This is a genomic window from Streptomyces sp. NPDC014656 (genome assembly GCF_043084305.1).
In the GTDB taxonomy this organism is placed as follows: Bacteria; Actinomycetota; Actinomycetes; order Streptomycetales; family Streptomycetaceae; genus Streptomyces.
Genome location: NZ_JBIBZN010000004.1, coordinates 35,340 through 48,237, shown reverse-complemented (window position 1 = coordinate 48,237; position 12,898 = coordinate 35,340). Strand labels below are relative to the sequence as shown.

16 protein-coding genes and 1 pseudogene are annotated in these 12,898 nt (G+C 74.4%); 10 read left to right on the top strand and 7 right to left on the bottom strand.

Annotated features, from left to right (window positions below; translation table 11 throughout):
* The first annotated feature begins 170 nt into the window (after positions 1 to 170).
* From ACF1ED_RS10955 to ACF1ED_RS10945, 3 genes are all read left to right on the top strand, one after another.
* Positions 171 to 1,769, top strand: coding sequence for an ABC-F family ATP-binding cassette domain-containing protein (locus tag ACF1ED_RS10955; protein ID WP_391758869.1), 1,599 nt, complete (start codon positions 171 to 173; stop codon positions 1,767 to 1,769).
* Positions 1,770 to 2,090: 321 nt separating this feature from the next.
* Positions 2,091 to 2,312 carry a helix-turn-helix domain-containing protein gene (locus ACF1ED_RS10950; RefSeq protein WP_006123601.1) on the top strand — a complete coding sequence of 74 codons (222 nt, stop codon included), beginning with the start codon at positions 2,091 to 2,093 and terminating at the stop codon, positions 2,310 to 2,312.
* 132 nt (positions 2,313 to 2,444) lie between these two features.
* Positions 2,445 to 3,245 carry an enoyl-CoA hydratase/isomerase family protein gene (locus tag ACF1ED_RS10945; RefSeq protein WP_391758867.1) on the top strand — a complete coding sequence of 267 codons (801 nt, stop codon included), beginning with the start codon at positions 2,445 to 2,447 and terminating at the stop codon, positions 3,243 to 3,245.
* Between the two features lie 20 nt (positions 3,246 to 3,265).
* Here ACF1ED_RS10945 and ACF1ED_RS10940 read toward each other — a convergent pair whose 3' ends face one another.
* Entirely contained in the window at positions 3,266 to 3,937 is a 672-nt protein-coding gene (locus ACF1ED_RS10940; protein ID WP_391758865.1) for a hypothetical protein, read from the bottom strand.
* Between the two features lie 93 nt (positions 3,938 to 4,030).
* Between ACF1ED_RS10940 and ACF1ED_RS10935 the strand changes: the two genes are divergently transcribed.
* Genes ACF1ED_RS10935 through amaP form a run of 5 tightly spaced genes read left to right on the top strand, consistent with a single transcriptional unit; the run spans position 4,031 to position 6,356 of the window.
* Positions 4,031 to 4,486, top strand: a complete 456-nt coding sequence (locus tag ACF1ED_RS10935; protein ID WP_391758863.1) for an Asp23/Gls24 family envelope stress response protein — start codon at positions 4,031 to 4,033, stop codon at positions 4,484 to 4,486.
* Positions 4,487 to 4,534: 48 nt separating this feature from the next.
* A complete protein-coding gene (locus tag ACF1ED_RS10930; protein WP_190224429.1) occupies positions 4,535 to 4,726 on the top strand; it encodes a hypothetical protein in 192 nt (63 codons plus the stop codon).
* 6 nt (positions 4,727 to 4,732) lie between these two features.
* Positions 4,733 to 5,092, top strand: a complete 360-nt coding sequence (locus ACF1ED_RS10925; RefSeq protein WP_391758861.1) for a hypothetical protein — start codon at positions 4,733 to 4,735, stop codon at positions 5,090 to 5,092.
* Positions 5,089 to 5,751: a DUF6286 domain-containing protein gene (locus ACF1ED_RS10920; RefSeq protein ID WP_391758859.1), complete on the top strand. Its 663-nt coding sequence runs from the start codon at positions 5,089 to 5,091 to the stop codon at positions 5,749 to 5,751. The genes ACF1ED_RS10925 and ACF1ED_RS10920 overlap by 4 nt, the downstream gene beginning before the upstream one ends.
* A gap of 5 nt (positions 5,752 to 5,756) precedes the next feature.
* Complete coding sequence (amaP, locus tag ACF1ED_RS10915) at positions 5,757 to 6,356, top strand: alkaline shock response membrane anchor protein AmaP (RefSeq protein ID WP_391758857.1); 600 nt, start codon at positions 5,757 to 5,759, stop codon at positions 6,354 to 6,356.
* A gap of 12 nt (positions 6,357 to 6,368) precedes the next feature.
* Here the strand turns inward: amaP and ACF1ED_RS10910 are convergent, their stop codons facing one another.
* The 6 genes from ACF1ED_RS10910 to ACF1ED_RS10885 form a co-directional block, all read right to left on the bottom strand.
* Positions 6,369 to 7,124 (bottom strand): SDR family oxidoreductase, encoded by a 756-nt coding sequence (locus tag ACF1ED_RS10910; RefSeq protein ID WP_391758855.1) that lies wholly within the window; start codon positions 7,122 to 7,124, stop codon positions 6,369 to 6,371.
* A 4-nt stretch (positions 7,125 to 7,128) separates the two neighbouring features.
* Positions 7,129 to 8,913, bottom strand: coding sequence for a glycoside hydrolase family 15 protein (locus ACF1ED_RS10905; RefSeq protein WP_391758853.1), 1,785 nt, complete (start codon positions 8,911 to 8,913; stop codon positions 7,129 to 7,131).
* A 34-nt stretch (positions 8,914 to 8,947) separates the two neighbouring features.
* Positions 8,948 to 9,814 (bottom strand): SURF1 family protein, encoded by an 867-nt coding sequence (locus ACF1ED_RS10900; RefSeq protein WP_391758851.1) that lies wholly within the window; start codon positions 9,812 to 9,814, stop codon positions 8,948 to 8,950.
* A 122-nt stretch (positions 9,815 to 9,936) separates the two neighbouring features.
* The gene (locus ACF1ED_RS10895) at positions 9,937 to 10,170 is read right to left on the bottom strand and encodes a hypothetical protein (protein WP_051787423.1); all 234 of its coding nucleotides are present in this window, start codon (positions 10,168 to 10,170) and stop codon (positions 9,937 to 9,939) included.
* A gap of 64 nt (positions 10,171 to 10,234) precedes the next feature.
* Positions 10,235 to 11,209: a DEDDh family exonuclease gene (locus ACF1ED_RS10890; protein ID WP_391758849.1), complete on the bottom strand. Its 975-nt coding sequence runs from the start codon at positions 11,207 to 11,209 to the stop codon at positions 10,235 to 10,237.
* Complete coding sequence (locus tag ACF1ED_RS10885; RefSeq protein WP_391758847.1) at positions 11,206 to 11,499, bottom strand: hypothetical protein; 294 nt, start codon at positions 11,497 to 11,499, stop codon at positions 11,206 to 11,208. The genes ACF1ED_RS10890 and ACF1ED_RS10885 overlap by 4 nt, the downstream gene beginning before the upstream one ends.
* Between ACF1ED_RS10885 and ACF1ED_RS10880 the strand changes: the two are divergent.
* Both ACF1ED_RS10880 and ACF1ED_RS10875 read left to right on the top strand, forming a co-directional pair.
* Positions 11,446 to 12,069 (top strand): annotated as a pseudogene (locus ACF1ED_RS10880) (amidohydrolase family protein); the annotation flags it as partial. The gene ACF1ED_RS10885 and the pseudogene ACF1ED_RS10880 overlap by 54 nt on opposite strands.
* A gap of 103 nt (positions 12,070 to 12,172) precedes the next feature.
* Positions 12,173 to 12,883, top strand: coding sequence for a VIT family protein (locus ACF1ED_RS10875; RefSeq protein ID WP_391758845.1), 711 nt, complete (start codon positions 12,173 to 12,175; stop codon positions 12,881 to 12,883).
* Positions 12,884 to 12,898 lie beyond the last annotated feature (15 nt).

Here is a 12,898-nt window from a genome sequence, read left to right as displayed (position 1 = left end):
ATCCCGATGCCGTCCGCGTCGCCCGTGTGGCCGAAAACCAGTTGCAGACGCCCGATAGAATGGCCGCATGGACATTCTCCCCTGGGACATCCTCCCCTGGGTGCATTAGCGGCGTCGCAGCCCGTCACCTGTCGTCATCCGCCGTCTTCCCATCGCCCTGGAGTCCGTCCGTGATCACCGCTTCCGGCATCGAGCTGCGCGCCGGCGCCCGCATCCTCATCGAGAACACGTCCTTCCGCGTCGCCAAGGGCGACCGCATCGGCCTCGTCGGCCGCAACGGAGCGGGCAAGACCACGCTCACCAAGTGCCTGGCCGGTGAGGGCCAGCCCGCCGGCGGCACCATCGCCCGCTCCGGCGAGGTCGGCTACCTCCCGCAGGACCCGCGCACCGGCGACCTCGACATCCTCGCCCGCGACCGCGTCCTCTCGGCCCGCGGCCTCGACGTCCTCCTGCGCAAGATGCGGATGAACGAGGAGCGGATCGCGACCGGCTCCGGCGCCACCCGGGAGAAGGCCCTCAAGCAGTACGAGCGCCAGGAGACCGAGTTCCTCACCAAGGGCGGGTACGCCGCCGAGGCCGAGGCCGCCACCATCGCGGCCGCCCTCGGACTGCCCGACCGGGTCCTCGGCCAGCCGCTGCACACCCTCTCCGGCGGTCAGCGCCGCCGGATCGAGCTGGCCCGGATCCTCTTCTCGGACGCCGACACGCTCCTCCTCGACGAGCCGACGAACCACCTCGACGCCGACTCGATCGTCTGGCTGCGCGACTACCTGAAGAGCTACCGCGGCGGCTTCATCGTCATCTCCCACGACGTCGACCTGGTCGAGACCGTCGTCAACAAGGTCTTCTACCTGGACGCCAACCGCTCCACGATCGACGTCTACAACATGGGCTGGAAGCTCTACCAGCAGCAGCGCGAGGCCGACGAGAAGCGCCGCAAGCGCGAGCGCCAGAACGCCGAGAAGAAGGCCGCCGCCCTCAACTCGCAGGCCGACAAGATGCGCGCCAAGGCCACCAAGACGGTCGCCGCGCAGAACATGGCCAAGCGCGCCGAGCGCCTGCTCTCCGGCCTGGAGGCGGTCCGCGCCTCCGACAAGGTCGCCAAGCTGCGCTTCCCGGAGCCCGCGCCCTGCGGCAAGACCCCGCTCACCGCGGAGGGCCTGTCCAAGTCGTACGGCTCCCTGGAGATCTTCACCGACGTCGACCTGGCCATCGACAAGGGCTCCCGGGTCGTCATCCTCGGCCTCAACGGCGCCGGCAAGACCACCCTGCTCCGCCTCCTCGGCGGGGTCGAGCAGCCCGACACCGGCGAGGTCACCCCCGGCCACGGCCTCAAGCTCGGCTACTACGCCCAGGAGCACGAGACCCTGGACCCGGAGCGCACGGTCCTGGAGAACATGCGCTCCGCCGCGCCCGACCTCGACCTGGTCGAGGTCCGCAAGACGCTCGGCACCTTCCTCTTCTCCGGCGACGACGTCGACAAGCCGGCCGGGGTGCTCTCCGGCGGCGAGAAGACCCGTCTGGCGCTCGCGACCCTGGTCGTCTCCTCGGCCAACGTGCTCCTGCTCGACGAGCCCACCAACAACCTCGACCCCGCAAGCCGCGAGGAGATCCTCGGCGCGCTGCGCACCTACAAGGGCGCGGTCGTCCTGGTCACCCACGACGAGGGCGCCGTCGAGGCGCTCGACCCGGAGCGGATCATCCTGCTCCCGGACGGCGTGGAGGACCTGTGGGGCCCGGACTACGCGGACCTGGTCGCCCTGGCCTGAGCCCCGGCTGGATCATTCGGCTCATCGCCGGATCCGTCATCTGAGTGAGAAGGTCTCGTACCCACGGCGCGGGCCACTGCCGAATCCTTCCGGCAGGGCCCGCGTCGCACGTTTGTTCCCTCGACGTCGCTGACCTGGCGGTCCCTTGATCCACTCCTTCGGGGGGCGGGTTCCAGCCGTGCGGAATGTCGGCTTCCGATCGTGAGGACGCCGTACTCGTCCGCAAACCCGGCAGGACGGACCTTGTCGAATGGGTGGCCAGGAAGACGGGGAGGGGTGATCATGAGAAGTCCAGAGCGCACTTCCCATGAGGAGGCACGGGTGGCCGAGACTCTGAAGAAGGGCAGCCGGGTGACCGGCGCCGCGCGCGACAAGCTCGCGGCAGACCTGAAGAAGAAGTACGACTCCGGTGCGAGCATCCGGGCGCTGGCCGAGGAAACGGGCCGCTCCTACGGATTCGTCCACCGGATGCTCAGTGAATCCGGAGTCACGCTGCGTGGTCGCGGCGGAGCGACGCGGGGCAAGAAGGCAGCCTCGGCCTGACGCCGGGGGCGGCTCGACCGGTCCACCGGGACCCTCCCGGTGGGCACCCGGTCGGTCCTGCGACCGACCGGGTGGTTACTGTGCAGTCACTTAGCATCGGATGCAGTGCTGCATTGGAACCGGAGGCGCCCCATGACCACGCCCGACGACTCCCAGCTCGTCTTCGACAAGGACGGTGTACGGCTCACCGTCGAGGACGCCGTTGCCACGGTGACCCTGACCAACCCGGCGAAGCGCAACGCCCAGTCTCCCGCTCTGTGGCGGGCGTTGACGGAAGCCGGCCGGTCTCTTCCGGGCAGCGTGCGGATCGTCGTCCTGCGCGGTGAGGGCCAGTCCTTCTCCGCCGGACTCGACCGACAGGCCTTCACGCCCGAGGGCTTCGACGGAGAGCCGTCCTTCCTCGACCTCGCACGGGGTTCCGACGCGGACCTCGACGCGGTCATCGCCGAGTACCAGGAGGCGTTCACCTGGTGGCGCCGCAGCGACCTCGTGTCCGTCGCGGCCGTCCAGGGCCACGCCATCGGTGCGGGCTTCCAGCTCGCCCTCGCCTGCGACCTGCGGGTCGTCGCCGAGGACGTGCAGTTCGCGATGCGCGAGACCAGCCTGGGCCTCGTCCCGGACCTCACCGGGACGCACCCCCTCGTCTCCCTCGTGGGCTACGCCCGCGCGCTGGAGATCTGCGCCACCGGCCGTTTCGTCCACGCGGAGGAGGCCGAGCGCATCGGCCTGGCCAACATCGCCGTGCCCGCCGCCGAACTCGACGCCGCGGTGCGGGACCTCGCCGCCGCCCTGCTCGCCGCGCCGCGCGACGCGGTCGTCGAGACCAAGGCGCTGCTCCAGGGGGCCGCCGGCCGCTCCTACGAGGAGCAGCGCACGGCCGAGCGCGCCGCCCAGGCCCGCCGCCTGCGCGACCTGGCCGGCCTCGGCGACTGACGCCCGCCCGCGAGGGCCCCTCAGCGCACCTCCGTGACCAGGACGGTGACCGCGGCGCCCGCGGGGGCCGCCGCGGCCGCCGCCGCGTGCGCCGCCCGCGCCACCTCGGCCGGCGGATGCCCGGCCGCCACCGCGAACTCCACCCGGACCTCCTCGCGGACCCGGTGCACCGGCGGGCCCAGCGCGTCCGTCACCGCCGCCACGCCCGGCACCAGCAGCACCGCGAGCGCCACCGGATCGTCCGTCGCCGGCGCGGCACGGCCGGACGGCTCCGGCGGCGGCTCCGGCGCGGGCGCCCCTTCCAGCAGGTCCGTCACCCGCAGATCGACCTCCGTCACCGACAGGCCCAGCTCCGCCGCCTCCGCGAGGAGCGCCGCCCGCACCTCCTCCGCCGTCTCCGGCAGCGGCCGCCCGGCCGCCACCACGGCGAACGCGGCGTCGATCCGCAGCGGCCCCGGCGCCAGCCCGCCCGGCGGCACCGGGAACGGCGGATCCGGCACGCTCGCCTCCGCCGCCGCGCCGACCCGCAGCGCCCCCGGCACCACGCCCCGCACCCCCGAGGCCGCGCGGCCCAGTGCCTCCCGGGCCGCGCGCTCCGCGAGCCAGGCTCCCGCCACCGTGCCGAGCGGCAGCAGCCTGCCCGGCGCCAGGCGGTCGCGTACCGCCGCCGTCCAACCGTCACCCATGGTCATTGCCCCAGACTGCCGTATCCCTGGAGCGGCATCGGGTAACCGCCCTTAATGTGAGCGAAGAACCCCGAAATATCCCAGAAGGGGCTGAACCTGATGACGGACAGTGAACGCAGTGGGGAAAGCATGCCGGCCATCAAGAAGGGCGGCGGCGCGGCCGCCACCCGGGGCCGGACCACCATCGCCGACGGCGTGGTGGAGAAGATCGCCGGCATGGCGGCCCGTGACGTCGTCGGCGTCCACGCCATGGGCAGCGGGCTCTCCCGCACCCTCGGCGCCGTCCGCGACCGCGTCCCCGGCGGGGGCGGCGGCAAGGCGGGCGTCACCCGGGGAGTCAAGGCCGAGGTCGGCGAGGTGCAGACCGCGCTCGACCTGGAGATCGTCGTCGACTACGGCGTCTCCATCGCCGACGTCGCCGGAGCGGTCCGCGAGAACGTGATCGCGGCCGTGGAACGGATGACGGGCCTGGAGGTCGTCGAGGTCAACATCGCGGTCAGCGACGTGAAGCTGCCCGACGAGGAGGAAGACGAGCCCGAGTCCCGGCTCCAGTAGCCGACGGACACGGACACACGGACCGCAGGGCCAGGAAAGGGGTTCAGCATGAGCATGGCGGTGGTCGGCCTGCTGGCCGGCATGGGTCTCGGCTTCGCCGGATACTTCGGCGGCTTCGGGGCGTTTCTGCTGGTCGCGGCCTTGGGTGCGGTCGGCTTCGTAGCCGGGCGCTTCCTCGACGGCGATCTCGAACCGGGCGACCTGCTCCGGGGCCGCGACCGCGGCGAACGGCGGCGGTGACGGCGGGTGACCACCGACGTCACGGAACGCCCGCCGGTGCGCGAACGGGGCGCGACCACGATCGCCGACCGGGTGGTCGCCAAGATCTCCGCGCGAGCCGCCCGGGAAGCCCTGGGCGGCCTGCCGGCGGGCGGCCACCGGCCGCACGCCTCGGTCGTCGTCCACCGGGACGCCGCCCGCATCTCGATCAGTCTCGAACTCGGCTATCCCACGGACGTCGGGCGCCGCTGCGGGGCCGTCCGCGCCCGGGTCCGCGCCCGGGTGGAGGAACTGGTCGGCATGGAGGTCCACGAGGTCTCCGTGCACGTCGAGCGCCTCCACTCCGCGCGCACCGCGCCGGCCGCCAGGAAGGGCCGTCTGGCATGACGACACCCGAACGGCCCACCGTCCCCCCGCAGACCGCCGGGACCGACGACGGGGGAGGGGCGGGGGGAACGGGCGACGGCGTCCCCGTCCTCGCCGGGGCCGGCACGCCCCCGGGGCGGGTCCGGCGCTTCTGGTCCGTCCGGCGGATCCCCGCCGGACTGCTCGCCGCCCTCGTCCTCGCCGGGACCGGACTGCTGCTGTACGACGTGGCCGCGGTCCGGGCCGACCGGAGCGCCATGAGCTGGCGGCGCGAGCTCGCCGACTACCTCGCGACCCGGCCCCTCGACGACGCCCTGACCCTCGCGGCGGCCGGACTCGCCGTCCTGCTCGGCGTCTGGCTGCTGGTCCTGGCGTCCACCCCCGGTCTGCGCTCGGTGCTCCCGATGCGCCGCGCGCACCCCGACGTCCGCGCCGGGCTCGACCGGGAGGCCGCCGCCCTCGCCCTGCGCGACCGCGCCATGGAGGTCTCGGGCGTGCAGTCCGTGAAGGTCCGGGTCGGCCGCGCCAAGGTCGCCGTCCGGGCCGTCTCCCACTTCCGCCCGCTCGACGACGTCCGCGCCGACGTCGAGCGCGTCCTCACCGACGGCGTCGAGGACCTCGGGCTCGCCCGCCCCCTCGCGCTGGCCGTCCGGGTGAACCGCCCGTCCAAGAAGGGGTGAAGCCCGTGAACGCACCGGTCACCGCCGTCCTGCGGCGCGTCAACCGCATCCTGCTCGGCCTCGCCGGGCTGCTCCTCGTCCTCGCCGGCGGTGCCGTCCTCGCCGCCGGCCTCGACCTGCCCGTGCCGTCCTGGTGGCCCTGGTCCGGCCCCGGCGACGTGCTCCTGTCCGCCGCCCGGCGGCAGCGCTGGCGGGCCGAGGGCTGGTGGTGGCCGACCGTCATCGCCGTGCTCGGGGTCCTCGTCCTGCTCGGCCTCTGGTGGCTGCTCGCCCAGTTCCGCCGGGCCCGGCTCGCCGAGCTCCTGGTCGACACCGGCGACGGCGACGCCGCCGTGCTGCGCGGCCGGGCCCTGGAGGGCGTCCTGGAGGCGGACGCCACCGCGCAGGAGGGCGTGGCCCAGGCGCGCGTCGCCCTCACCGGCCGCCGCACCGCGCCCCGCACCCGCATCGCGCTCCTCCTGGAGCCGTACGCCTCCCCGGGCGAGGCCCTGGCCGGGCTCGGCGGCGAGACGCTGGACCGCGCCCGCGCCTCGGCGGGACTGGCGGCGCTGCCCACCGAGGCCCGGCTGCGGGCGGTCAAGCACCGGGCCCGCCGGGTGACCTGAGCCGGCGTCCCGTCAGAAGCCGTGGCGGGCGCCGCCGTCCACCGGCAGCATCAGGCCCGTCAGGTACGACGCGGCGGGGGAGAGCACGAAGGCGGCCGTGCGGCCGAACTCCTCCGGGGTGCCGTAGCGGCGCAGCGGGATCGCCAGCTCGTTGGCCGCGCGGGAGGCCTCCGCGTCACCGGAGAGGGCGTCGAGCTGCCGGACCCGGTCGGTGTCGATCCGGTTCGGCAGCAGGCCGACCACCCGGATCCCGCGCGGGCCCAGGTCGTTGGCGAGGGACTTGGCGAAGCCCGCGAGACCGGGGCGGAGACCGTTCGAGATCGTCAGGCCCGCGATCGGCTCGTGCACCGACCCCGACAGGACGAAGCCGATCACCCCGCCCTCGCCCAGCGCCTCGGCCGCCGCCCGGGCGAGCCGCACCGCGCCGAGGAAGACGGTGCTGAAGGCCGCCTCCCACTGCTCGTCGGTGTTGTCCGCCGCGAAGCCCGGGGCCGGCCCGCCGACGCTGATCAGGACGCCGTCGAAACCGCCGAACCGGGCGCGGGCCTCCGCGATCAGCCGTGCCGGGGTCCCGGGGTCGTCGTTGTCCGCGGCGAGCCCCGCCGCCCCCTCGCCCAGCTCCGCGACCGCGGCGGCGACGGTCGCCTCCTCGCGGCCGGTGACCACCACCCGGGCGCCCTCGGCGAGCAGCGCCTCCGCGGAGGCCCGGCCGAGCCCCCGGGTCGCGCCCGTGACGACGTACACGCGGTCCTTCAGTCCAAGATCCATGGACCTATCCTGCCGTCTCGTCCCCGCCCAGCGCGAGCGCCGTCCCGACCAGGCCGATGTGGCTGAAGGCCTGCGGGAAGTTGCCGAGCTGCCGGCCCGTCGCCGGGTCGTACTCCTCCGCGAGCAGCCCCACGTCGTTGGTCAGCCCCACGAGCCGTTCGAACAGCGCCCGGGCCTCGTCCGCGCGCCCGGTCATCCGCAGGGCGTCGGCGAGCCAGAAGGAGCAGACGAGGAAGGTGCCCTCCCGGCCCGGCAGCCCGTCGACCGCCCCCGAATCGGGGGTGTAGCGCCGCACGAACCCCCGGTGGGTCAGTCCATCCCGCACCGCGTCGACCGTGCCGACCACCCGGGGGTCGTCCGGCGGCAGGAAGCCCACCCGGGGGATCAGCAGGGTGGCGGCGTCGAGCTCCCGCGAGCCGTACGACTGGGTGAAGGTGTTCCGCCCGGGGTCGTACGCCCGGGCGCACACCTCCGCGTGGATCTCGTCCCGCAGCGCCCGCCAGCGGCCCGGCTCCCCGGGCAGCGAGGGGTCCGCCTCCAGGGCGCGCACCGCGCGGTCGGCCGCGACCCAGGCCATCACCTTGGAGTGGGTGAAGTGGCGGCGCGGGCCGCGGACCTCCCACAGGCCCTCGTCGGGCTCGCGCCAGTGCGACTCCAGGAAGCCGAGCAGGCTCAGCTGGAGGTTCCAGGCGTGCCGCTCGGCCGGGATGCCCGCCGCGCTCGCGAGGTGCAGGGTGTCCATCACCTCGCCGTACACGTCGAGCTGGAACTGCTCGACGGCGGCGTTCCCGGTCCGGACGGGGCGCGAGTCGGCGTAGCCGCGCAGCCAGGGCAGCGGGGTCTCCGGGAGCCGTCGTTCGCCGGCCGGCCCGTACATGATCTGGAGGTCGGCGGGGTCGCCGGCGACCGAGCGGAGCAGCCAGTCGCGCCAGGCGGCGGCCTCGTCGGCGTATCCGGCGGCGAGCAGTGCCCCGAGGGTGAGGGAGGAGTCGCGCAGCCAGCAGGCCCGGTAGTCCCAGTTCCGCACCCCGCCGATCTCCTCCGGCAGGGAGGTGGTGGGGGCGGCGACGATCCCGCCGGTGGGGGCGTAGGTGAGCGCCTTGAGGGTGATGAGGGAGCGCATCACGGCGGAGCGGTACGGCCCCCGGTAGGCGCACCGGGCGGTCCACTCCCGCCAGTCGGCGAGCGACTGCTCCAGGGCCTCGAAGGGGTCGACGAGCGGGGGCCGCCGCTCGTGGGAGGGGTGCCAGGTGAGGACGAAGGCGACGCGCTCCCCGGCGGCCACGGTGAAGGCGGAGCAGGTGGAGAACTGCTGGCCCCAGGTCTTCACGGGCGGCTCGCTGCGCAGCCAGACGGCGTCGGGCCCCGCGACGGCGACCCGGTGCCCCTCGGACCGCCGCATCCACGGCACGATCGAGCCGTAGTCGAAGCGGAGGCGGAGCACGGAGCTCATCTCGACGCGGCCGCTGACGCCCTCGACGATCCGGACGACGTCCGGCGAGCGGTCCCGCTGGGGCATGAAGTCGATGACCTTGACGGTGCCGGTGCGGGTCTCCCAGAGGGTCTCCAGGACCAGGGAGTCCTCGGCGTAGCGCCGGGAGGAGCAGTCGGTCGCGCCCTTGGGGGCGATCCGCCAGTGGCCGTTGTCCTCGTCGCCGAGGAGGGCGGCGAAGCAGGCGGCGGAGTCGAAGCGGGGCAGGCAGAGCCAGTCGACCGACCCGTCGCGGCCGACGAGCGCGGCGGTCTGGAGATCGCCGATCAGGGCGTAGTCGTCGATGCGTCGGGTCACGTTCTGGGCTGTTCCCGCAAGCGGCGGCGGTCAATCAGCGGGGCGAGGCGGCCCGGATCGCGCCGCCGTCCTCCCGCGTTGCCTCCGGGGCCGCTCCGTCCGGCTCGCCGCCGTCTCCGTCCCCGTCTCCGATGGCGGTGGTGCCGTCGGTGGTGCCGTTCTCGCGGTCGCGCTTCTCGCGCCGGACGAGGACGAACCAGCCGACCGGCACGCCGGCGGCGAAGAGCCACCACTGGACCGCGTACGCCATGTGGGCGCCGATCGAGTCGTGGTCGGGCGTGGGGATCTGCTCGGGGGAGCCGCCGGGCTCGGCGGGCTCGGTCTGCTCGACGTAGCCGCCCAGCACCTCGCGGCCGATCAGCTCGGCCTGCTGGCGGCTGCTGATGAGCATCACCTGACGGTCCGGCAGGCCCTTGAGGTCCTTGATGCCGCTGGCGCCGGTGGTCTCGTCGGCCTTGAGCCGGCCGACGACGGTGACCTCGCCCTTCGGGGCGGGCGGGACGTCGGGGTAGTCGCGCTGGTTCGCCGCGCCGGGCACCCAGCCGCGGTTGACGAGGACGATCCGCCCGTCCTTGAGCACCAGGGGGGTGAGCACGTGCGCGCCGACCCGGTCGTCGGAGGAGGTGCGGCGGCGGACGACGACCTCGTGGGCGGTGTCGAAGGTGCCGGTGGCGGTGACCCGGCGCCAGTAGTCGGCGCGGGGGACGACGTGGCCGGGGGAGCTGAGCTCCTCGACCGGTACCGGCGCGGCCTCCAGGTTGTCCGCGATCAGGGCGTTCTGGGCCACCCGGCGTTCGTGCCGGTGGAACTGCCAGAAGCCCAGCTCGATCATCACGGGGATGAGGACGAGGCCGATGAGGGTGAGGATCACCCACTGCCGGGACAACAGGAAGCGGTACACCCCATGACCGTACCTGCGGGTCGGCGGGGCGTCCGCACAGGGGGTCGGGTGACCGGCGTCACCCGACCAGGATCGTTTCTTCTGATGCCAGGATCGTTTCTTCTGATGTGTACGGGGGCGGTTCACACCCGGTCGACGATGCCCGCCTTCCCCTCGGCGCGGGCGCAGTGGGCGCCGCAGTACCAGTTGCCCTCGACCTCGACGCCCTGTCCGATGATCTGGACCCGGCAGTGCTCGCAGATGGGCGCCATGCGGTGGATGGCGCAGGCGAAGCAGTCGAAGACGTGCACCGCGCCCTGCGCGTGCACCTCGAAGGACATGCCGTAATCGTTTCCGCAGACCTCACAACGTGCCATGCGCCACAGGGTGGGGCCCCGGCCCCGTCCGCGCCGCGCGGCACGCCCGCCGGAGGGCGGGGTGTCACCCGTCTGCCGGGGCCACGTCCCGCAGCAGGTGGGCGTAGGCGGCCTCGTCGACGACCGGGGTGCCGAAGGCCCTCGCCTTGGCCGTCTTGGAGGTGCCGGCGTCCGGGTCGTTGGTCACCAGGAGGCTGGTGAGCCGGGAGACGGAGGTGGCGACGTGCAGCCCCGCCTCGACCGTGCGGTCCTCCAGGAGCTCGCGGTCGACGGAGGTGTCGCCGGAGAAGGCCACGCGCATGCCCTGCTTGAGCGGCTTGTCGCTCTCGTAGCGGCCGGGGTTGGGGTAGGGGCAGGCCGGCCGCTTCCGGGCGGGGCGCCAGCCGCCCGCCCGGTACGAGGACTGGGCGCCGACCAGCGGGCGGGCCGGCGCCGACGCCCACTCGGTGAGCGGACGGCACTCCAGGAGCGGCAGCCGCACGCCCCGCTCCGCCGCCGCGTGGAGGCTGGGGCGGAAGGCCTCGGCGAGCACGCGCGCGTCGTCGAGCGCGTCGTGCGCCCGCTCCTGGACCACGCCGAAGTGGGCGGCGAGGGAGGCCAGCTTGTGGTTGGGCAGCGGCAGTGCCAGTTCCTTGGAGAGCGCGATGGTGCAGAGCCGCTGCCGCACCGGCGCGGTCCGCTCGGCGCGCGCGTACTCGCGGGCGATCATCTGCCAGTCGAACATGGCGTTGTGCGCGACGAGGACGCGGCCGTCGAGGCGGGCCGAGAACTCCTCGGCGATCTGCGCGAAGAGCGGCGCGCCTTCGAGGACGTCGCTGGTGAGGCCGTGGATCCAGACCGGGCCGGGGTCCCGCTCCGGGTTCACCAGCGTGTACCAGTGGTCCTCCACGTCCCCCTGCGCGTCGAGGCGGTAGACGGCGGCGGACACGATCCGGTCGTCGCGGGCGAGACCGGTGGTCTCCACGTCGACCACCGCGTACCCCCGGGGGTAGGCGGCCGGCCACGTCGCTGCAGTCGTGCGGTCGTCGAGCATGGTCATTGAGAATACGGCCCGCGACCGACAGCACCGCCCTCGGTGCCCTCTATGTCCGTGATGTCCATCGCCGCGGGGGCCGGAGGGCCCGCCAGGAGGCCCTCGACCAGGGCGCGGACGGAGAGCGCGAAGAGCCGCTCCGGCTCGGGCGGGGCCGCCAGGGCGCGGGCGGAGAGCGCGAAGAGCCGCTCCGGCTCGGGCGGGGCCGCCAGGGCGCGGGCGAGGAGCGGGTCGGCGCCGTCGGCCCCGGCGCCCTGATGATCCCGTCCATGTGGGTCGACAAGGCGCCCTACCACGACCGGCGCTACGACCCGGTGTGGGCGGCCGCCGCCGAGACCGGGATGCCCGTCGTCACCCACTCCGGCGCCCCGCCCCGCGAGGAGTACGGCGACCACCTCGGCATCTACGTCTCCGAGGTCACCTGGTGGCCGGCCCGGCCGCTGTGGTTCCTGCTCTGGTCCGGGGTCTTCGAGCGCCACCCGGGGCTGCCGAACCTGCTGTGGTTCATGGACCGGCTCTGCCTCGGCGCCCACGGCGGCAAGAAGCTCTCGCCCTTCGCCGAGCTGCGGCGGCCGTCGAGCGAGTACCTGGACCGGCAGGTCTTCGTCTGCGCCACCAACACCAAGCGGCGCGAGCTGGCGCAGCGGTACGAGACCGGCCTCGACAAGATCATGTGGGGCAGCGACTACCCCCACGACGAGGGCACCGCCCCGTACTCCCGCGAAGGGCTCCGCGCGGCCTGCGCGGGCCTGCCGCGCGCGGAGGTGGCGGCGATGGTCGGCGGCAACGCGGCCCGCGTCTACGGCTTCGACCTCACCCTCCTCGACCGGCTCGCGGCCGTCCACGGCCCGTCCGTCGCGGAGGTCGCCACCCCCCTGGAGAAGGTCCCGGAGGGGGCCACCAGCCCGGCGTTCGCCCCGGGCGGGTCGGTCCGCGTCTGGCGACCCGGGGGGTGCGACCCTCCTGAGGGTGACCGCACCCCCCGTACCCGAGGCCCACGGCGGGGCCCTCGGGTCCCGTCTCAACTGGCTCCGCGCCGCCGTCCTCGGGGCCAACGACGGCATCGTCTCCACCGCCGGCCTGGTCGTCGGCGTCGCCGGCGCCACCGAGTCCCAGGCCGCCCTCCTCACGGCCGGCCTCTCCGGCCTCCTCGCGGGCTCCCTCTCCATGGCGGTCGGGGAGTACGTCTCGGTCTCCGTCCAGCGCGACTCCGAGACCGCCGCCCTCGCCACCGAGAAGCGCGAGCTCCACGAGAGCCCCGAGGACGAACTCGACGAGCTCACCCACCTCCTCACCGCCCGCGGCCTCACCCCGGACGTGGCCCGCGAGGCCGCCGTGCAGCTCACCGAACGCGACGCCCTCAGGGCCCACGCGCGCGTGGAGCTGGGCATCGACCCCGACGACCTCACCAACCCCTGGCACGCCGCCTGGGCCAGCTTCCTCGCCTTCACCGCCGGCGCCCTGCTCCCGCTCCTCGCGATCGTCCTGCCGCCCGCCTCCGTCCGCCTCTGGGTCACCGTCGGCTCGGTCCTCGCCGCGCTCGCCCTCACCGGCTGGTGGTCCGCGCGCCTCGCCGCCGCCCCCGCGCCCCGGGCCACCCTCCGCACCGTCGCGGGCGGCGCCCTGGCCATGGCCGTCACCTACGCCGCGGGCTCCCTCCTGGACGCGGCGGGGGTGTGACCGGGGGGAGCCGAT